Annotated in this window: 20 protein-coding genes and 4 pseudogenes; 7 read left to right on the top strand and 17 right to left on the bottom strand. The window is 49.0% G+C overall.

All coding sequences use genetic code 11. From position 1 onward, the window contains the following. Positions 1–17: 17 nt before the first annotated feature. A pseudogene (locus ACQG1K_RS23230) lies at positions 18–2,911 on the top strand (Tn3 family transposase); the annotation flags it as partial. A gap of 36 nt (positions 2,912–2,947) precedes the next feature. On the opposite strand, the pseudogene ACQG1K_RS23225 reads toward ACQG1K_RS23230, so the two are convergent. The 4 genes and pseudogenes from ACQG1K_RS23225 to ACQG1K_RS23210 all read right to left on the bottom strand — a co-directional run. After that, positions 2,948–3,118, bottom strand: a pseudogene (locus tag ACQG1K_RS23225) (TnsA endonuclease N-terminal domain-containing protein); the annotation flags it as partial. Positions 3,119–3,661: 543 nt separating this feature from the next. Next, a pseudogene (locus ACQG1K_RS23220) lies at positions 3,662–4,603 on the bottom strand (transposase); the annotation flags it as partial. A 34-nt stretch (positions 4,604–4,637) separates the two neighbouring features. Beyond that, positions 4,638–5,189: pseudogene (locus ACQG1K_RS23215) on the bottom strand (Tn3 family transposase); the annotation flags it as partial. Between the two features lie 48 nt (positions 5,190–5,237). Next, on the bottom strand, positions 5,238–5,942 hold the full coding sequence (locus tag ACQG1K_RS23210) for an IS6-like element IS26 family transposase (RefSeq protein ID WP_001067855.1): 705 nt from the start codon (positions 5,940–5,942) through the stop codon (positions 5,238–5,240). Positions 5,943–5,966: 24 nt separating this feature from the next. Between ACQG1K_RS23210 and ACQG1K_RS23205 the strand changes: the two genes are divergently transcribed. From ACQG1K_RS23205 to ACQG1K_RS23180, 6 genes are all read left to right on the top strand, one after another. Next, positions 5,967–6,470 (top strand): IS5 family transposase, encoded by a 504-nt coding sequence (locus ACQG1K_RS23205; protein ID WP_259420315.1) that lies wholly within the window; start codon positions 5,967–5,969, stop codon positions 6,468–6,470. Further along, positions 6,452–6,670 carry a hypothetical protein gene (locus tag ACQG1K_RS23200; RefSeq protein WP_306307795.1) on the top strand — a complete coding sequence of 73 codons (219 nt, stop codon included), beginning with the start codon at positions 6,452–6,454 and terminating at the stop codon, positions 6,668–6,670. Before ACQG1K_RS23205 ends, ACQG1K_RS23200 begins: the two co-directional genes overlap by 19 nt. 75 nt (positions 6,671–6,745) lie before the next feature. After that, positions 6,746–7,201, top strand: coding sequence for a hypothetical protein (locus ACQG1K_RS23195; RefSeq protein WP_000916941.1), 456 nt, complete (start codon positions 6,746–6,748; stop codon positions 7,199–7,201). Further along, positions 7,173–7,478 (top strand): hypothetical protein, encoded by a 306-nt coding sequence (locus tag ACQG1K_RS23190; protein ID WP_426721130.1) that lies wholly within the window; start codon positions 7,173–7,175, stop codon positions 7,476–7,478. The genes ACQG1K_RS23195 and ACQG1K_RS23190 overlap by 29 nt, the downstream gene beginning before the upstream one ends. 25 nt (positions 7,479–7,503) lie before the next feature. Further along, entirely contained in the window at positions 7,504–7,797 is a 294-nt protein-coding gene (locus tag ACQG1K_RS23185; protein WP_001100635.1) for a hypothetical protein, read from the top strand. Positions 7,798–7,974: 177 nt separating this feature from the next. Beyond that, complete coding sequence (locus ACQG1K_RS23180) at positions 7,975–8,379, top strand: H-NS family nucleoid-associated regulatory protein (protein ID WP_001287391.1); 405 nt, start codon at positions 7,975–7,977, stop codon at positions 8,377–8,379. Positions 8,380–8,985: 606 nt separating this feature from the next. Here ACQG1K_RS23180 and ACQG1K_RS23175 read toward each other — a convergent pair. The 13 genes from ACQG1K_RS23175 to ACQG1K_RS23115 form a co-directional block, all read right to left on the bottom strand. Beyond that, entirely contained in the window at positions 8,986–9,843 is an 858-nt protein-coding gene (locus tag ACQG1K_RS23175) for an HNH endonuclease signature motif containing protein (RefSeq protein ID WP_000784387.1), read from the bottom strand. A 15-nt stretch (positions 9,844–9,858) separates the two neighbouring features. Then, a complete protein-coding gene (locus ACQG1K_RS23170; RefSeq protein WP_001224686.1) occupies positions 9,859–10,167 on the bottom strand; it encodes a hypothetical protein in 309 nt (102 codons plus the stop codon). 548 nt (positions 10,168–10,715) lie between these two features. Beyond that, positions 10,716–11,141, bottom strand: coding sequence for a hypothetical protein (locus ACQG1K_RS23165; protein ID WP_000278471.1), 426 nt, complete (start codon positions 11,139–11,141; stop codon positions 10,716–10,718). 252 nt (positions 11,142–11,393) lie between these two features. Further along, positions 11,394–12,209 (bottom strand): HNH endonuclease signature motif containing protein, encoded by an 816-nt coding sequence (locus ACQG1K_RS23160; protein ID WP_001641519.1) that lies wholly within the window; start codon positions 12,207–12,209, stop codon positions 11,394–11,396. A 12-nt stretch (positions 12,210–12,221) separates the two neighbouring features. Beyond that, positions 12,222–12,632, bottom strand: a complete 411-nt coding sequence (locus ACQG1K_RS23155; RefSeq protein ID WP_000985909.1) for a hypothetical protein — start codon at positions 12,630–12,632, stop codon at positions 12,222–12,224. Between the two features lie 100 nt (positions 12,633–12,732). Beyond that, on the bottom strand, positions 12,733–12,939 hold the full coding sequence (locus ACQG1K_RS23150; RefSeq protein WP_000134171.1) for a hypothetical protein: 207 nt from the start codon (positions 12,937–12,939) through the stop codon (positions 12,733–12,735). 60 nt (positions 12,940–12,999) lie between these two features. Further along, positions 13,000–14,325, bottom strand: coding sequence for a type II toxin-antitoxin system HipA family toxin (locus tag ACQG1K_RS23145; RefSeq protein ID WP_000088044.1), 1,326 nt, complete (start codon positions 14,323–14,325; stop codon positions 13,000–13,002). Between the two features lie 4 nt (positions 14,326–14,329). After that, on the bottom strand, positions 14,330–14,623 hold the full coding sequence (locus ACQG1K_RS23140; protein WP_012477377.1) for a helix-turn-helix transcriptional regulator: 294 nt from the start codon (positions 14,621–14,623) through the stop codon (positions 14,330–14,332). 400 nt (positions 14,624–15,023) lie between these two features. Continuing rightward, complete coding sequence (locus tag ACQG1K_RS23135; RefSeq protein WP_000083579.1) at positions 15,024–16,412, bottom strand: hypothetical protein; 1,389 nt, start codon at positions 16,410–16,412, stop codon at positions 15,024–15,026. Positions 16,413–16,416: 4 nt separating this feature from the next. Further along, complete coding sequence (locus tag ACQG1K_RS23130) at positions 16,417–16,914, bottom strand: membrane protein (protein ID WP_000340139.1); 498 nt, start codon at positions 16,912–16,914, stop codon at positions 16,417–16,419. Positions 16,915–17,116: 202 nt separating this feature from the next. Next, positions 17,117–17,773 (bottom strand): trypsin-like serine protease, encoded by a 657-nt coding sequence (locus tag ACQG1K_RS23125; protein ID WP_000462754.1) that lies wholly within the window; start codon positions 17,771–17,773, stop codon positions 17,117–17,119. Between the two features lie 658 nt (positions 17,774–18,431). Next, the gene (locus tag ACQG1K_RS23120; RefSeq protein WP_022652193.1) at positions 18,432–18,824 is read right to left on the bottom strand and encodes a hypothetical protein; all 393 of its coding nucleotides are present in this window, start codon (positions 18,822–18,824) and stop codon (positions 18,432–18,434) included. 527 nt (positions 18,825–19,351) lie between these two features. Beyond that, the gene (locus tag ACQG1K_RS23115) at positions 19,352–20,425 is read right to left on the bottom strand and encodes a hypothetical protein (RefSeq protein ID WP_022652192.1); all 1,074 of its coding nucleotides are present in this window, start codon (positions 20,423–20,425) and stop codon (positions 19,352–19,354) included. Between the last annotated feature and the right edge of the window lie 6 nt (positions 20,426–20,431).

Genomic DNA, 20,431 nt, shown 5'->3' with positions numbered 1-20,431 from the left:
CTTTGCAACAGTGCCCTTTCATCAACCTGCGTAGGGGCAGGCATAACCGGTTGGGAATTGCCCTTCAACTCACAACTGCCCGCTTTCTGGGAACCTTCTTGTCCGATCTCATGCAAATACCGCCCGGTGTCCAGTTTTATGTCGCAAGGCAACTTAACATCCGCTATCCAGAGATCATTTCCCGCTATGCTCAAAGGGAAAACACACGTTGGGAGCACCACGGGCTTATCAGGCAGCACTATAGCTATCATGATTTCGGTGATTTCCCGTGGTCGTTCAGACTGAAGCGATTGCTGTATACCCGTGCATGGCTCAGTAATGAACGCCCCGGACTGATGTTCGATTTTGCCACCGCGTGGTTGCTTCAAAATAAAGTGTTGTTGCCAGCCGCATCCACCCTGACGAGAGTCATTGGTGAAATCCGTGAGCGTGCGACCCGCCGCTTGTGGCGAAAATTGGCCGCGCTGCCAAACCGTTGGCAGACCGCACAACTGGCTGGGTTACTTGAAATCCCCGAAGGACAGCGACTCTCAGTGATGGAGCACCTAAAAAGAGGCCCTGTCACTATCAGCGGCCCCGCGTTCACTGAAGCACTTGAACGTTACACTCGCCTGCGCAGCCTGGAGTTTTCCTGTCTGAATTTCACTGGGCTGCCCGCCATACAGCTCCGCAATCTGGCACGCTATGCCGGAATGGCATCGGTGAAATATATCAGCAGAATGCCAGAAGAACGGCGGCTGGCGATCCTTACCGCATTCGTGAAAGCGCAAGAAATCTCGGCGCTGGACGAGGCCGTTGACGTGCTGGATATGCTGATCCTCAATATTACCCGGGAGGCGAAGAAAACCGGGCAGAAAAAGCGACTTAGGACGCTCAAGGATCTTGACCGCGCGGCGTTGCTGCTGGCGCGGGCATGCGCACTTTTACTTGATGAAGATACCGCCGATGATTTGCTGCGAAAGACCATATTCAGCAGTGTGTCTGTCGCCAGACTGGCAGAGTCCGTGGAAAAAGTGAATGAACTGGCCCGCCCCCAGGATACAAACTTTCAGGATGAAATGGTGGAGCAATACGGACGGGTAAGGCGTTTTTTGCCCGCACTACTGCGCGATCTGCACTTCCGTGCGGCCCCAGACGGTGAACATACCTTGGCTGCCATCCATTACCTGGCAGAGCTAAACGGCTCGAAAAAACGGATCCTGGACGATGCACCTGAACATATCATTTCAGGCCCTTGGAAACGCCTGGTGTACGATGCTGACGGTCGGATACAGCGAGCAGGTTACTCGTTGTGTCTGCTGGAGCGACTTCAGGATGCGCTACGCCGTCGTGACATCTGGTTGGAAAACAGCGATCGTTGGGGTGATCCGCGCCAAAAACTTCTTCAGGGGGAGGAATGGCAGGCGCAGCGGGTTCCAGTCTGCCGGGCATTGGGTCACCCCACTAATGGCAGTAAAGCATCGGAGCAATTGGCCGCTCAGTTAGATGAAACCTGGAAAACGGTGGCATCACGTTTTGATCGCAATACCGCCGTGGACATCTGCAATGAAGGTAAACATCCTTCGCTGACCATCAGCAGCCTGGATAAATTGGATGAACCACCGGCGCTGATACAACTGAGCAGCCGAGTCAGACAATTGCTTCCACCCGTTGACCTGACAGAACTGTTGCTCGAGATTGACGCCAGAACTGGCTTCACCCGTGAATTCAGCCATGTCAGCGAGTCAGGTGCCCGTGCGCAGGATCTGCATATAAGCCTGTGTGCGGTGATGCTGGCTGAGGCCTGCAATATCGGACATGAGCCGCTGATCAAGCACAATATCCCTGCACTGACTCGCCATCGTCTGAGCTGGGTGAAACAGAACTACATCCGAGCAGAAACGCTGGTTAGCGCCAATGCGCGGCTGGTTGATTTTCAGTCCTCGTTAGCGTTGGCAGGATACTGGGGGGCGGGGAGGTAGCCTCCGCTGATGGTATGCGTTTTGTCACGCCAGTGAAAACGGTGAATTCTGGCCCCAACAGAAAATACTTTGGTTCAGGGCGCGGCATCACCTGGTACAACTTTGTCTCTGACCAATATTCGGGTTTTCATGGCATAGTGATTCCTGGAACACTGCGGGATTCCATCTTTGTGCTGGAAGGGCTACTTGAGCAACAAACGGGACTAAACCCGGTTGAAATCATGACGGACACAGCAGGTACCAGTGACATTATCTTTGGCCTGTTCTGGCTACTGGGATACCAATTTTCACCTCGTCTGGCGGATGCGGGTGAGGCTGTGTTCTGGCGGGCCGACAAAGCAGCGAATTACGGGGCGTTGGACAAACTGGCGCGGGGTTGTGTTGACCTTTCTAAAATCGAAAGCCACTGGGATGAGATGATGCGGGTTGCCGGTTCGCTGAAGCTGGGCACTATTCATGCGTCAGAACTCATTCGATCGCTATTGAGAAGTACCCGACCGTCAGGGCTTGCTCAGGCAATAATGGAGGTCGGAAGAGTTAACAAGACACTGTATCTTCTCAACTATATTGATGATGAGGACTATCGTCGCCGGATCCTAACACAGTTGAACCGGGGTGAAGGCCGCCATGCCGTTGCAAGAGCCATCTGCTACGGTCAGCGTGGCGAGATCAGAAAACGTTACCGCGAGGGGCAGGAAGATCAGTTGGGTGCGCTGGGTCTGGTGACAAACGCAGTGGTGCTGTGGAATACGCTTTATATGCAGGAAGCCTTGTCGCACCTGCGCAGCATCGGGGAAGGGCCAGAGGATGAACATATCGCGCGGCTTTCGCCTCTGATGCACGGTCATATCAACATGCTGGGACATTATACGTTCACACTACCGGAGGATATTATGAAGGGGGAATTGAGGCCGTTAAATCTCAATTTAAACAATGAATTATCTCCTTAGCGTGGTTTTTTACATCATTGGCCCTCAAACCCCATGATGATGGTTTCGAAACGTCTTAAGGCCAAAGACTATCGAACGGTTTCCACGGGATTTAACGTCCTGAGCTCTAAGCCAGGGCTGATAACTTTGGCCATAGCCCACTCCTATGCCGTCACCTAGCGCATTTTCATAATCCAAATAGGATTTGAGACGCCTACCCCTACCCATGATCGTACCCAAAAAACGACATTGATACGTACCTATATGTGCATTTTATAGTCTCCAACCCTATAACCACACATTCAGTAAGCATACAACATTAGCGTCGTTTTTTGAGAATGGTTACAACTTTAGTGCTTTGTGTACAACTTTATTGTCTTCGGACAGTAGGACCCTCTAAAACCAATAGAATTTACGTAGAAACGCGTTTAGTAAAGGCTTTACTAATTACTAATGACTAACATATTAGCACTTTCAGATCTGTCAGCAATAACCCCGGGCGGCGAAATAATGAGAAGAGTTCTTCCGGAGAGCCTTTTCTTTCTATCTGATTGATTTTTAACACTTTTAAATGTCAGCTTTATGTAAACCTGTGGGATTTACTCCTAATTAAATCCCATAGTATGAAAATTAGGCATTTGCAAACCTTAATGACGTGACGTTGTCACGTAAATCAATGGAATTTAGTCTCTAGTAAAGAGTTAACTAGTGACTAACTGCCTGATCGGTGTGCTTGAAGGGGTTTGAGAGCCAATGGAACGAAAACGTACGCTAAGAAGTTAATTCATTGTTTAAATTGAAATTTAGTTCTCTCAGTTCCCCCTTCAAAATATCCTCCGGTAGCGTAAACGTATAATGCCCCAGCATATTGATATGCCCGTGCATCAGTGGGGACAACCGGGCGATATCTTCAACCCCGATTTCTTCTCCATTACTGCGTATCCAGCTCAGGGCTTCCTGCATATAAAGTGTGTTCCACAGTACCACTGCGTTAGTGACCAGGCCCAGTGCCCCCAGCTGATCTTCCTGACCTTCACGATAGCGCTTTCTGATCTCACCGCGCTGCCCGTAGCAGATCGCCCTCGCCACAGCATGGCGGCCTTCCCCCCGGTTTAGCTGCGTCAGGATCCGCCGACGATAATCCTCATCATCAATATAATTAAGAAGGTACAGCGTCTTGTTGACGCGCCCCACTTCCATGATCGCCTGTGCCAGCCCTGATGGGCGCGAGCTTTTCAGCAAAGAGCGAATGAGTTCTGAAGCATGAATGGTGCCCAGTTTCAGCGAACCGGCGGTTCGCATCATCTCATCCCACTGATCCTCGGCTTTCGACAGATCGGCACAACCACGTGCCAGTTCGTCCAGTGCACCGTAATTTGCCGATTTATCCACTCGCCAGAATACCGCTTCACCGGCATCGGCAAGCCGGGGGGAAAACTGGTATCCCAGCAGCCAGAAGAGGCCAAAAATAATGTCGCTGGTACCGGCTGTGTCTGTCATGATCTCAACCGGATTCAGCCCTGTCTGCTGCTCCAGAAGGCCTTCCAGCACAAAAATGGAATCTCGTAATGTGCCGGGGACAACGATGCCGTGGAATCCAGAGTACTGATCAGAGACGAAGTTGTACCAGGTGATGCCACGTCCGGAACCAAAATATTTTCTGTTAGGTCCTGAATTGACGGTTTTCACCGGCGTGACAAAGCGCATGCCATCAGGGGTCGGTTCCGGCTGAGGGCGAAATGACACCCTAAGCTTTCGGTTCCTTGGGCCAAAGATATTCGCCAGTCAGTAGAATGTGCGCCCAGCCCAATGGGGATATGTGGGGAAGAAATTCAGGGGGAACATCCAACCCTTCGTTCCGCCGCTCCGTGACGGCATGACCAAGATGGACGGTATTCCAGTAAATGATCACCGCAGTCAATAAATTGAGCCCAGCGATTCGGTAGTGCTGCCCCTCTGTCGTGCGATCGCGAATTTCCCCCTGCCTCCCGATACGGAGCGCATTTTTGAGCGCATGGTGGGCCTCTCCCTTGTTAAGACCGATCTGAGCACGCCGCTGCATGTCCGTATCCAGGATCCACTCAATAATGAAAAGGGTCCGTTCAATACGACCAACTTCACGAAGCGCAACTGCAAGGTTGTTTTGTCGTGGGTAAGAAGCGAGCTTGCGCAGGAGTTGGCTGGGCCTGATTTTGCCAGCGGTCATCGTCGCGGCACAACGGAAAATATCAGGCCAGTTCGCAACGATAAGATCCTCCCGGGCTTTTCCACCTACCAACTTGCGTAACTCCCTGGGGCACTGTTGCAAAGTTAGCGATGAGGCAGCCTTTTGTCTTATTCAAAGGCCTTACATTTCAAAAACTCTGCTTACCAGGCGCATTTCGCCCAGGGGATCACCATAATAAAATGCTGAGGCCTGGCCTTTGCGTAGTGCACGCATCACCTCAATACCTTTGATGGTGGCGTAAGCCGTCTTCATGGATTTAAATCCCAGCGTGGCGCCGATTATCCGTTTCAGTTTGCCATGATCGCATTCAATCACGTTGTTCCGGTACTTAATCTGTCGGTGTTCAACGTCAGACGGGCACCGGCCTTCGCGTTTGAGCAGAGCAAGCGCGCGACCATAGGCGGGCGCTTTATCCGTGTTGATGAATCGCGGGATCTGCCACTTCTTCACGTTGTTGAGGATTTTACCCAGAAACCGGTATGCAGCTTTGCTGTTACGACGGGAGGAGAGATAAAAATCGACAGTGCGGCCCCGGCTGTCGACGGCCCGGTACAGATACGCCCAGCGGCCATTGACCTTCACGTAGGTTTCATCCATGTGCCACGGGCAAAGATCGGAAGGGTTACGCCAGTACCAGCGCAGCCGTTTTTCCATTTCAGGCGCATAACGCTGAACCCAGCGGTAAATCGTGGAGTGATCGACATTCACTCCGCGTTCAGCCAGCATCTCCTGCAGCTCACGGTAACTGATGCCGTATTTGCAGTACCAGCGTACGGCCCACAGAATGATGTCACGCTGAAAATGCCGGCCTTTGAATGGGTTCATGTGCAGCTCCATCAGCAAAAGGGGATGATAAGTTTATCACCACCGACTATTTGCAACAGTGCCTGGCACTTTGGCATGAAGGCCCACATTGGTGTCGATGCCAAGAGTGGCCTGACCCACAGCCTGGTCACCACCGCGGCCAACGAGCATGACCTCAATCAGCTGGGTAATCTGCTTCATGGAGAGGAGCAATTTGTCTCAGCCGATGCCGGCTACCAAGGAGCGCCACAGCGCGAGGAGCTGGCCGAGGTGGATGTGGACTGGCTGATCGCCGAGCGTCCCGGCAGGGTAAAAACCTTGAAGCAGCATCCGCGCAAGAACAAAACGGCCATCAACATCGAATACATGAAAGCCAGCATCCGTGCCAGGGTGGAGCACCCGTTTCGCATCATCAAGCGGCAGTTCGGCTTCGTGAAAGCCAGATACAAGGGGCTGCTGAAAAACGATAACCAACTGGCGATGTTATTCACCCTGGCCAACCTGTTTCGGGTGGACCAAATGATACGTCAGTGGGAGAGATCTCAGTAAAAACCGGAAATAACGCCAGAAATGGTGGAAAAAATAGCCTAAATAGGCTGATTCGATGTGTTTGCGGGAAAAAAATCGGCCCAGATCCGCGAAATTTTAATCAGCGAGTCAGCTTGGGAAGAAATGACCTGCTTATTCGCACCTTCCCTAGAGTGCAATATGGTGTGCCTGAATATAAAACTGGCTCAATACATACTTAAAAGTGGTAGTCGTTAGAACTAGACTGTTAATGATACAATTCTCCTGTTATTTTATTTTTATAAAAGGTCTCAAATATGCTCAAAAACAGATTTTCTTTATTGTGTCTTGCTGTGGCATCGTCACTTACTCTTACTGCTTGCGATGTAGTTGATGCTGCCTATGACGAGACTTTAAATGATAATGCACCCGAAATTGTAATAGCTGGAGGATTCAAAATTGATATCCAAGGTAATGCAGTTCCGGTTGAGGGATATGATAATTGCTCTTTGAATACTCTTCAGGGAAGCGTTGATACGGATAAATCAAATTGTATTGTTCTGGATAGAACACGTAAAAAAGTACCGGTTCTAGTTCATTTGTCATCCGGTCCCGTCAAAGAAGAATGGAAGATCGAGCACCAGGTTGAAAAAACCAAATCCGGCAAAAATTTCATCCAAACTCGTATGATTAGACCTGACGGTAACTTTGTAGTGCCTGCATCCTCAGAACGAGGGATCTTTAGTGGCAAACATTACAGTCAAGCCAGCTAAGTCAAGTCTATCCGTTCAAACAGAAAAAGGTTTCTTAAAAATGACGTTATCCGCTGCATTGCAAGGCACTTTTAAAGAGATGAGGAAAGACAATACAGTAGGCATCACAGTTCAAATTTGTTCAGATATTTTTGACAGCAATGTTCCTCCGGCTTATGTTTTCTGGCTTTATCGTCTCAAAGCGGGAGAAACTTTGCCGCGCGGAAGGTTCTTCAGAAAAAGAAAGCCAATCATCAATGTTATGGCAGTTGTTCATGATGCTGCATTCGAAAAATAACTGCGCTATCAGGAAAGTTACTTTTATGAACGTAATTGCAGCTGGAATTTTTTGCTTTATTTTTTACCCTACAGCTTTCGCTTATGCTTGTTATAAAAAGAGATGGCTAGAGTGGATTTTTCTTACTTTAATTATAATTTTTGCTTCTGCCATTTCGATTCAACAATACAATGAAGCGAATTTTGTAAGTGAGTTAAATTACCCTATGTTTATCTCCGCCATATATGGCCTGTCACTGGCATGGTTTCCTTTTCCGATTGCTTATGTTGTTCTGCGCTTCCTTCTTGATGATTTACAGCATGAGTACCCTAAACAGTGAGCAGATTTTAAGACTCATGAACAACATCGAAAGCACGAAACAGTCTGCACAAGGAAGATAAGGAGTATTCTTAGCAAGATATCTTTGTACCTGAAGACATAAAGCTGGCATCTTTTTCCTTATAGAGTGTATTATGATTAAGTAAATCCTTATCAAAGAATTAGAAAGTGAGGTCGTATGTCTGAAGCACTCAAATCGTTAAACAATATTCGTACTCTTCGCGCCCAGGGCCGCGAGCTGCCTTTAGAAGTACTTGAGGAAATCCTCGAAAAGCTTAATGTCATTGTTGATGAGCGTCGTCAGGAAGAATCATCCAAAGCTGCCGAACTGCAAGCTCGTCAGGAGAAACTTGACGCCCTGCGTAAGTTAATGGAAGAAGATGGTATCAACCCGGAAGAGCTGCTTGGCTCATTCCAGGCCAAATCTACGGCTACCAAGAAAAGCCGTGAACCACGCCCGGCCAAATACTCATTTACTGATGAAAATGGCGAAACAAAAACGTGGACTGGACAGGGCCGTACCCCCAAAGCTCTGGCAGAACAAATTGCAGCCGGTAAAAGTCTTGATGATTTCCTGATCTAACTTTTGCCACCAGTTTTGATAGAGGCCACTTCGGTGGCCTTTTCTCATACGGAATCAATTTCAGGTACAGAACATATGAAAAATTCAGAACCTAAGAGCTGTGATCCCTATGTGGACAGTTTGATTAGAAATGCAGATGCAAAGGAAGCCAGGTCATTTCTCAAAATATTGAAGCCCTTACCATTCCTTATCGTTATCATCGCTGTATTCTTTTTTTGGGTATCGTTTTCCCGTTTATTATCCCAGGTCGCGTAAAACCTTTTTAAAGACTCTTCTTTACCAGATATGCTCCCTCACCGGGATGGTTTCAACCTCTTCAGTTTCCCATATTGGCAAAACCTTCAGGAAATAAGACGATACCCTCCACGCTTTCCATTAAAGCGGGATGACGACGCCCAGTTCTTACGACCAGACTCCACGTTTTCGATTAGGATGCCTTTGGGCCCTTCTAACGAGGCCACCTCAACAACTCGCACTTTCCGGATCAGTCTTGGATCCACTTCTTCCCAGATCTGGCCAACTGTAATATCTTTTTGGGTTTGCATTTAATCTCTCGCTGTCATTTAGTGAACAAGACTAATCCTCGCCGTGGTTCAGCTTATGGCTTTATTTACGCTGACGATCCTTAGCCTTAAATTTTTGCCATCGTATCCGAAGGTTTTCGATGTTAACCGGAACCTGCATGCGTGTCGTCTCTATCTCATTCCCATGCCATTTCAGGAGATCATCATCCAACTCCCGGGCCTCCCGGCTGAAGTAAATTTTCATAGTGTCAGGGTTTATGGCGCAATGGTCATTGTCGAACAGTGTATGGATATCACGGCGAAGTAAAATTCCGTTCGTTACGTCGGGAATGCCTTCTTCATGACGTGGCGTTAAGTGCGCGGCCTCAGTACGCCAGGGGGACCTTACGCCGGTGACAACACATCGCCCGTAGCAATTCAACCTAACATCCCGGGCGAAAGGACCTTGGTCAGGACTGGTGACAGAAGTACATTCCTGGCCCTCTTTGTAGATACGCTTCGGGAAGTCGATAGTGGTTTGAGCTGTTTGGGAAAGTGACACATACGTAACCCCTTTGTATCTCTTTATCCCACCATTAAAAGTGGTAGGAATCGAGCTGGTTATGGCCACCAGTTTCACATCGCCCATTTCGACGATCTTAAGGCTCTTATTAGCGGCTACATGTAACTGGATGAATTTACCTACGTACACATCATGGTTCTCATCTTGTCTTTCAACACACAGAACGACATGGTCGAAGGTTCTCTTGTCAGAGATTACCCAGTTGCCGGTTTTCACACGGCCTGCTTCACTCACCCCTGCGGTAAGATCGGGTATGAGCGTCCCCTGCATGCCGTCAGTTCGAATTGAAAGAATTTCACCCGATAAACCCAGCTCTGCAAGCTCACTAATAAACGGTCTTTTCATCCGGCTTACCGGTTTTGGCTTCGTCATTTTCATCTTTGCTGTAACACCTCAGTACCCCATTGCTCGTTCCTGGCGGGACAGCCGTTCATCAGCAGCCTGAAGACGCTCATCACGCCGCCGTGCTGCCAGAACCCGTCGTTCTGAAAAAGACATAGCCGCTACGTTTGGTACGCTGAGCTTACCGTCACCGGCACAAACGTCACAGCGAACATCAAATGCTCCGGCAAAATACTTTTCACGCATTTCTGGCTCCCACTCAGCCATTTCTGATTGGGTGAATCCATTTTCAAAGGCCGGGTTTTCCATGGTCCCGTGGCCTTCGCACTGGTGACAGATTATGTACTTAAATTTGCGCATGTAACGCTCCTGTATATGATGGATGAACCACTCTCGTTCAGGGTTATGGCGAAATGTTTATCGCCGCAGCGAGAGATTCAGTCTTGCTATCAATATTCCTGAAGGTTGTCCGCCTGATTTCAGGGAAAGCATTCATTCACTGGCCGGTTCTACCTTATTATTCATACAGATTAAAGTAGTTGTGCCTACTACTGCGGTCACCTTCCTTGACAAAGTAAGCAAAGTTTGAAAAATTTAACACCGACGAAAGGCCATACCTTCGTTAGTGTGCGAAAGCCGCTTGCGAGCGACGGAATAGGTGAAAGCTTTAGTCAGGGTTAATTACCCTGTCTGCGGTGATGGGATGGCTCAGGCGTATATCATCACTCCTTCCAAAGTCCGTACACACTCTTTCAGCCTTTGCAGAAATGCAGGGGCTGTTTCATATCAGACAAGCGCAATGAAATTTTCAAATGCTTTCCAGAAATTCAAAGGCCTTAAGCTTTATCTGTATCTTACGGTCCCCGCACGGAAAGTAACTTTCCTGAACAGGAACCGCCTTGCCAGCCTTAACTTTCTAAACGGTTAAAGTTACACCAGGCTGTAAATGGTGAAACAGTTTTTGAAGCCCATGAAACACCGCTGTCGGAAAGATAACTAGCCCCAAGACGTCTAACTTCTTTTTGATGTAGAGCTAATTCTTTCGGATCGGCAATATCTTCCACCACGCTCATCATGGCAATCTGAACTCCGGGAGATGCCATTTTATAAGCTGTCGAGCTTGCAACTGAATTTTTCAGGATTGCCAATCTTTCTTTTTCTGGTCGCCCGTTGTCAGACGTATTCGCGTACGTTGTACCCGCAACTAACAATGGAAGACTGGCGTTGGCACAGAACTGCATAACGCGTTTTTGCTGGAGCTGTAATTCAGTGGCTGCAAATGCTTTACTGCATCCGAGGATCCCGATAATCATCACTAATGCTGTTTTATACATAAAATTGAAACCGTCCTTATTGAACTTTAAATGTTGCGGTTAACACTGTGTGGAGATGTATGGACTGGATAATACCCACATGCCTGCGCCTGCCAGTATACCGGCTCAGGTATTAAACCTAAGAGATCTGGTGCACCGGATTTTACCTTTTCATTTCGGTTTTATCTTGAGCCTGGCTCTTGAGTTTAAATTTAAAGGTATGGCGCATGCAGGTTTCACTGACGGGTTTTCACACATCCCGGCTGTAACCCATCATTGTTCATGAGCCAGGCCCTGGTATCCTGCCCAGCGTACGGCCAGCCGCTCTAAGTCCAGATCGTACACCAGCGGTGTGATTTTACGGCCTTCAAACAGCTCGCCCAGCTCAATGCCTGGCTTAAAATGAACGGTCAGGGTGGCCGGATCTATGCCCATAAGATCGGCATCAAACAGAGCATGCATTGTTGGAGTCATCAGGATGCCATTAGACGGATTGTACCGGGTTCCATGTTCAATGTGTGCCGCATCCAGGACACCGCCATTAACCCAACCGGTTACCGCACAACGGCCCGCGAAATTCTCGATGAGCAGAGCTTTAAATTTACCCTGTGCCACGCCACTACGTTGCGTCACTACGCGCTCGCAGTGCTCACCCTGGATATCTACGTCAGGTTTCCGCTTTGGTTCGCTGGTGGCCGTCTCAGCTTGTTTTAGGGTGGAACGTGGATAGGCCAGGTTATATGCTGCGCCTGTGGTCATTTGCTCGATGACCGCAGGTGCATAACCTTCTGCTTCCAGCTTACGATATGCAGCCCGGTAGTCTCTTTGGGTTTTCAGCGGGTATATCTTTCCGCCTTTACCATCGAAAGCGATAAACCAGAAATCGTCCGTGCCAGTTTCCAGATTTCTGCAACGTTTCAGATGCCATCCGCCTTCTCTCGCCCAGATGGTACGGTTATTTCTGGCATTCGTTTTGTCATAACCGTTCTCGTCAAGCCAGCTATCAAAGCTGGTCAGCCCCAGATCCTGAACCTCCAGAGAAGGCACTCGAATGACCTGCAAGGTATGGCGGGGTCTTGGCTCTCTCATCTTGATCTCTTCCTAGCGCTGGTCTGGGAAATACGGATATTGCGGGCCATATTCATAGTCATGCGGGCCTGGCTCAACTTCCCAGAATGGACGGCCGCTAATTGTCTTTGGACCGCGCTCGTTTACGATGTCTTCTACATCCTGAATATTAAATGGCATCGTTGCCAGTAACAGCTGATCTTCGGGTGTCAGCGTCACAGTTGCACCGTCGATACGGCTGTAAAGGTCGGCAAACTGTTTACCTGCACCGTGCAACCGGTGCTCCGCTACACTTCTGATTGCGTGTAAGTCCAGCTCCGCCGCTTCCATGCGATCCACGTATAGTTTCATTTCTTTACGCAAAGCGCTCAGCTCACGGGCTTTAATAAACCCGCAGGCGTACCCACCCAGGGCGATAACTGCAATGATTGCTAAAATTGCCATTTTTTTCTCTCACGTGATTGCGGCCGTTACTCTAGTCTTAATGTGAAGTCTGGGAATTCGCTGGATGTTAAGTACGTTTTCATCCCCAGACTGACAGATGCTAAGGCGCGATCCCAACACTCCATTTGTAAGTATCAGGCCCATCTTCTCCGCTGGTGGCATCTGCTACAATCTGTGCATAACGTTCTCCAGCAAGTTCTCTTACCATCTGATCCACGACCCATTGCAGATGATGCATTTCATCGGTTCCGCCGTAACGACAAGCCAACTCAATAGCCCGCTCTATTCTTTTTTGTTCTTCAGTCATACTGAATCCTCACGCTTACATCAGCTATTCTGAAAACATGCACACTATAAATTGCGGCTGTCATTTCTCAGCCAGGCGCCTGCATTGCTGCCTCATTCCATCAAAAATACTTTCCGCAAGCTGCTGGGGGAACTGGTCCGGAAGAAGCCCGCTAACACGTTCAATGACACCCGGGGTTCTGGCGATGATTTCCTCTATCATCGCCTCTGTCTGCTGTTTACTCAGGCCGGTTATCTCACCATGCCTGATCCAGTGGCGTCGTTGTATTCGATATATCTGGTAATAGTTGCTACTGCCACGTACGGCCATCGCCAGTTTGCACTTCTGCCAGGATATCTGATTGTTCCCATGACCGATCACCGGCCATGCCGACAACACATCATAGAGTGGTGTAAGGTGATAACGTCCCTGTGGCCCAATAGAAATACTGAAATTTTTAGCGTGGCCATCTGTTGCGGCCATCATCCAGAAAACTATCTGCGTCATAAAAAACTGCGCTTTGTCACGCTCAGCACGGTCTGAATTACTCAGAACTTCCATAATTTCCGATATACCTGGCCCGCCGTCCGCCTGATATTTTCGTAATGGCGAAATGCCCAGGGCCTGACACATATCCTCCTGGGGTAAACGAATGATCCATTGTCCGTTTCCTGACCATTTTCGGTCAAAACGTTCTACCACCAGCGCTTTCTGATCTTCAAAGTGAGCAATCTGCGTTCTTGCCACGGGGAGCCCGTACTGTTCGAGAAGTACCGAGCAGAGCCATTCATTTTCAACCGACGAGCGCATGTCGGCTTTCATGTTCCCCACAAGTCCGAGCGGTAGCTTGAATATATGCGTCGTTGGTGTATTACCCTCCGGCATACACCACCGATCTTCATGCCACAGTAGGGCTGTTTTCTCCTGAGCACCGGCAATAGATAAACGTAAGTCGTCGTTATCTTCTGGCCTGCCCGGTAGCAATGTCTCCGTGGTATTACGCAAAGTTGCCGCAATTTCTGATTCAGTAAGCGGGTGATACTTCACGGAATATAAATCTGTGGGTTCATCTCCGTCATGAAGCAGCTGTATCGCGCCCACGCAGTCTTTTCCCAGCTCCGTCAGAAGATCAAAAGGCTCCAGGCTATCGGCCTTGTAACGCATTGCCAGACGTCTGCGTATGCCTTCGCTGTCCGGGAGTAAATTATCAAAATAGTCACGTACCACATTTCCACGCCAGACCTGGTTCCCGGGAGTAAAAGGAAGGGACAATGACAGCGGCCTTCCCTGTTCGTCTGCACTCCAGTCAGGAAGGTATTGTAAGCTGTCTACCCCTTTACTTTTTTCCCAGTATCCGACTTTGATTCCGTTCATCCAGATTGCCAGACGCTGCTGTTTCCGGCTCATATCGTTACCATTTCTCCTGTCGTGCAGGTGAGTTTGATTTAAGCATTTCTTCCGTCTGCTTCCCCTCTGAAGAGGCGGTTGTCGAGGAGAAGCTGATTTTTACGCCCAGGATAGAAAACACCTTGAATAGCCGTTCAATGCTCGCACTGGCAGGGTTGGCTTCCAGACGTGAGTATGTCTGTTGAGTGACCCCTAACCTTTCGGACAGGTCTTTTTGCGTCAGGCCATTCGCCTTGCGAAAACCAATGAGCAAGGGACGCAACTGGTTGAGCGTGTTTAACGGGTAATCATTATTGATCATAAGCTGGCCTCAGTAGTTCCTCTGATACACCTTGTACGCTGTTTTCTAAACATACACCCTAAAAGCTGTAATATCAAATTAACAGCCTAAAAGCTGTTAAATAGAGAGTACAACCTTTAGGCTGTTACTAAGTGGCAGCATAAATCTTTATGAGGTTTGATATGAGAGAACTATCAATAATAAGCCGTTACGCTCGTACAGCATCCGGTAAGAGAGCTGACAGATCAGGATCATCGGTAAACGAGAAGCGGAGTATCTTATGGCCCTGTTGTGAGCTGTATAAATAACTACGAGCTACTCTCTGCCTCGGGGAGGAGGCAGAGAGAGTATTAAAAGCAAAGGCAGACATTTTTAGCAGCTGGTGGGCTATGGGGTTCCGGAGGTGCTCCGGTGAATGTTACTTGACTGGCAAGTTTCCTGCTCTGATGGTCAATGCCTCGATGCTGTCTATATTGTTCTGAAGCCGTTCCAGTTCTGCCTTTTCAATACCGGCCCAAAGCTTTAAGTGTCGCTGATAAAGGGACCACTTGAGTGAGTGAAAACCATTCCAGGCCAACCCCATCCAGGAGGCGTAATTCGCATTGAGAATATTGCCGGTGATATACATTTTACCTGCGTTAACAGCACTGGAAGTTCCATAACCCAGGGCAAGCATCATCCGGAAGCGTGGATTTAGCCGCAACGGCATGGTATCCAGTAAGGTCTCCCCAAAAGCTCCTTTTCCCAGCGATACCTGTTTCGCCACATAGAAAACCCGCATCAAAACTTCCATTATGCTCATCGGAATACTTGTCACGATAAACTGACGAAAGTCATACCCGTTGACATACATGTACTCTATTTGTTTGCCGAAGTTAGAACTCCCCACAGGGATCCCCTCAAGCATACGAAGTAGCCCCATAAAAGGAGCCGGTAACCCCATGCCACGGTTTCCTTTTGCTGAGGGGGCATTAACATCCGATGCCAGGTGTCCAAACATTCTGGCGATGAGCCTGAAAATATTGGTTTCGTCTGTAACGCCTTTACTGGAAGGATAAACCACGATCTGTCCATTCTGAACCACCGTACAGGTCCCGTTCAGCATATCCTTTATACCGAAAATAATGCCCAGTACGGGATCGTGTGACAAAGCTCTTAAGCGGTGATTTGTGGGAGACAAAACGCCACCGGCCGCACCCACTAAATCGCTGCTGATCGAACTGTCTGGTGCCCCTATAGGGAACAAATCTGAGAGTTTTGTACTCAGGTCCTCCGGCAAAATGGCATTGAAGGCTTTCTGCACCTGTTTATTGAAAATACCATCCACTTCTGCCGTAAAGCTCACCGTAGGTTTTGGCGGGGCTCTGACGCAAAGTAAATCCAGCATGGATGCTATGAGCCCGCATCCGCAGGCAATAGCATAATCCCAGGCGTCGAGTGCGTAGCGATCATTAAATTCTTTAATATGATTCTGGATCCGGGCATCTACAACAGCCAAGTCATCCGTGGAGAGTATTGTGGCCAGTCCAATATCACCGCATACACGCTGGTTAGCCTCGCTATATATAGTCTTGAGACCAGTAGAATGCATGGCAGTATCTGAAGGGGTCATTTCTCGCAGATGATGTTCTTTAAGCGCCAGATGCTCCGCTTCATCAAGTTCAGTGCCGCTGATTAGCCCGGTCAACTGTGCCTTAAGGCTCTCTATATCACTGTTAATTGTCTCGTGAGCGTTCGCGATATCCTGACCACGGAGCTGAATATAACGGATGGCCCTGAACTCATCATCATAAGGAGACTGACTCATGTGTTTACCTCACCGCGACCAGGCTACCTTTTGGAGCTTTCTTAGTAAGCATGTCGATTGTTGCCTTGATGCCAGCAATTTCTGCCTTAAAATATTCCGCATTCGACATCAACCTTTCCTGAACTTCGTAGAGCTTTTGGATGGCCTGACTAAGGGCGGCAGTCAGTTTCGCATTTTTTTTGTGTTTCACTATCGCGTACCCGCCAATCCCTAACACAGCTACAGGTGCGGCCAATACCGCAATGCCTGCAACCATACCGCCACCGACGATAGACCCTGCTGTAGCGAGCCCGGAGGTTATGCCTGCTGCTGACACTCCCGTTGTACCAAGCGTATAGAGAGCACCGAAGGAAGCCGCTGCGCCTACGCCTGACCCCGCCAAAGCTGCTGCGCCCTCAGTAATACCCGGGAACTTATTTTCAAGCGCCTGAAGAGCACTTGTAACTTCATCCATTGCCTTCTTGCGAATTTTTTCGAGCTCTTCAGTTTCGGTAGCGTCCATTACAGGCCTCGTATTCATAACTTGCTGTGTGATAGGTGAAAAAGAGCACCATAAAAGTGATGAAGAAATCATGACTTACTATTGTGGCACTTTCGAGTTCATGTTTGTCAGTTTCAATGCTGTTGCTGTTAGTAAGGGCAGACGCCATATCGGGCAGACCCAAAATAACTATCGTGCCAGCGTCATTTTGGAACTGACTTTGCTAAAAATCAGTAGCGGACTGAACAGACATGTGTGGATTTGAATCTGGGCAGGTTCCAGACATTATTCCAACCAGACTTCCAATGACAAAATGCTCGTCATTCTCGGAGACGACATAGGGTCCACCAGAGCAACCATCGGTGTTGAAATGTGCTATTACAAAGCGAGTTGTGAGATGTTGGGGAGAATGATTTGAGCAATTTAAAGGCCAAATGCCTGAAACTTCACCAGGGAATGTCGAAATTGTTGTCTCATTCATTGGATATCCGACACCCAATGTACCCATGCCAGCTGCGGGAGCCAGGACCTTAAAGTAACTACTTACAGGCTGTTGTATTCCAGCTGGTAATACGATTTCTGCACTGTCAACAAACGGAATGCCGTCTTTAAAGTCTGCCCTGTCATTAGCCTCATTGAGAATGAAATCGACTAGAACAGGCTCTTCGTTCACCAGTCCTTGATGGTTAAGAAATTTGACGTAAAGTTTAAGTGTATTGCTGACGGGATAAATTTTTCCAAGAGCATTGGTAACAACATGGGCTGCGGTGAGAATCTTTTGCTGCTGACCATTATCGAAACCAAACGCAGTTGCTTCGAGATGGCTACTAAAATGAGGATCATTGCTTACATAGATTTTACAAACGTAGTTTTCAAACATTATTTCCTCCTTTTGCCGGTACCTAATCAGTTACACGGCTGCATGTTATAAACAACTAAACTCGCTTCCTGATATTTGAGTTTGTATGTTTTGCCAGGCACCAGCTCACCTCTGAAACACGGTTAGTCTCCTCCATGACATGGTTATGGCGATGGTCAGAAACTGTTATCGACGAAAGGCTGGAATTCCTTTAATGGCATTATCCATTTCAAGTCGTATGTCCTGAACGGGAGCGTATATTTTTATGATTCCAGATCTTAACCCTGAAACATTCCCCGTATCAAAACTGACCCGTTACAGATAAGTCACCACCGGTGCTGTCGATTAATTTAGTGAATTGCATGTCCTCATCCCATAAAGGGTAGGGCCTACCCCCGGCATCGAGCAAACCTGACCACCCTGCCCTTATTAAGACCCCACATGCGGCAATGGTGCCCTGTCCACGCCGCCCGCGAACTTTGAGGAAATGGGGAGAAAATAAAAAGAAAACAAAAAGTTATCGGCTGAAGTACCGGCGCAGATCGGGAATCAGGCGAAGCCTGACAGCACGTTGGGGCCTGGCAGGGGGCTTGAGGGATGAGGACATGCAATTGTGTTATCACGTCCGCACCAACTGTCGTGGAAATCATCCCCGGCCGGTTAACCCGGTTTCGGATGTTCACCAGTTTTCCGGGTAGCAAGGCCAGCTCATCCAGACATCGAGCACCTCGGTATCACTGACCGCCGCAGCGTAAATCCCGGCACCCGGGAAGAAATAGACAGGCAGGCTGGCGGCGGGTGACGTGCTGTCATCCGTCAGGGAGCCGACAACCTCATGCGGCCCCCGGAGTAAATCACCCAGGTAGTCATCCGGCCTGATGCCGTTGCGGGATGCAGCCATCTCCACAAACTCCGCCAGCGGATGGCGGGTCGGATAACCCCTGAACACTTCATACGATGGCGAAACACATTCGCCGCTGGTGGACCGCCCCCAGTACCCGGCCAGTTGTTCCGGACCGAGTCCACAGGCATGTTGGGTGACCTGTGCTTTAAACTGTTCGAACGTATTCATTCCTGAAGTCCCTGTAGGGTATATTTGGCAAACCTCCCTGCCAGCGTCACTACCGGCAGGACACCGCATTGTCAGACGCGACCACCGGCTATGAACCGGCAAGACGTCAGTCGCCCGCCAGCCCGGGTGAGGTGGAATACAGTTTACCAGTTCCGGCCGACTGACTTTGCCGCCAGGAGACGCTAATTACACTATTATTGAATCTTTGCATCTTCGATGACCAATATCGCCCCGACGCTGAACGCTACTGGAATGCATCTCTTGCCACGATTGAAAGGATCAAACACACCTACCGCGCAAAAATCCGGAACTCCTGATCCAGTCTTTCGGCCATAACAGCCCAACGCTAATGTATGTCCATTAGCGTTGGGCTGTTATGATGGCTGTGCCAGTTTATATTACCGGACTGATCATGATAGGTACTCTGAGACCATGTAAGAAATGAACAACCCATTACTGCTTAAGGCGAGCAAGTAGATTTTGTTTACGTTTCCATGCCCGCCAGGCCCGTAACTCACCAGCCCCCTTCAGAGCAATGAGAAATTTGTTGGTCCTTCAGTTGTTGCCACCTTACTGTCTTCGCAGGCCGTCAGGCAGACACTTTTAAGTCGGTGGTTGTAGAGGCCAATACGGGCGATTTCCTGGAGATAATCCCGTTCCTCCATCGTTAGCGACTGCCCTTCCTGTGATTTTGTGATCATGTCCTGCCAGTTCAGCAATTTCTCGTAATTCACATGCTCACTGGTGTCGAGACAATGCAGACGGAAGTAACGTATAAACAGCGGAAATTCATCAGTCTGGGCTATATTGGATGCTCTGACGGTGAGCCGACACAAACAAACGATGGTGTCCTGCTGCATTCTTATCAGCGTATTCATGCTCTGGGGTAAGATGTCCGGCAGCTTCATGTAGCAGTCGGAAAGACGCTGGAGAAGTGGTCCTGCTTCCGCAGGCTCACGGCCCTGATAAACCTTCAGGGGTTCAGTCCCCAGTTCCTGCATCATGGGATGATACAACCACTCTCGTGACTCCGTCTCATCAATGATAATTTTCTCGATACGTTCGCTGTAGGTTCCATCTCGCCTGCCAAGTTGTACCTGACTGATTTCGTATTCTATATCCGGCAGATCGATACGTAATGCTGCTACCATTTCCGAGGGATGGAGATGGTCGAACGTCAGCTTCCCGGCCACGCTGCGATCGGTATCAAGAAACACGGCGACACAGAGGTCGTTAACCTTCACAAACAGATCTGCCGTGGCGCCGAACATGCTTCCGCTGCCGCTTACCTCATCAAGTGGCACCTTCCCGCCTTCATAACCGGCCAGAAGATGCGGGAAACCGAGAAGATGTCTTTCCCGGACAACTTCAATAATTTTTCCCCGAATCGCCTCCATCAAGCCGTCACAATCACCGAAGAGGTCCGTGGTGTGGCTATAGTGCCAGAGTTTGACCTCACCCTGCCTGGCGATCAAATCCGTACGACACCCGGGGCAGATACAGTTGCATGCACTCCCTCTGCTTACTTCCGTGATGTCCAGATACCGTCCAGTTTCGCGATGGAGTCCGAAAGGAATCCCATAGGTATAGCTCTTTCGCATGTTATT

Origin of the sequence: Enterobacter cloacae complex sp. 402C9 (assembly GCF_050030745.1) — a bacterium.
Lineage (GTDB): Bacteria > Pseudomonadota > Gammaproteobacteria > Enterobacterales > Enterobacteriaceae > Enterobacter > Enterobacter intestinihominis.
The sequence above is the reverse complement of the archived record's forward strand: the minus strand, read 5'-3'. Positions and strand labels throughout refer to the sequence as shown.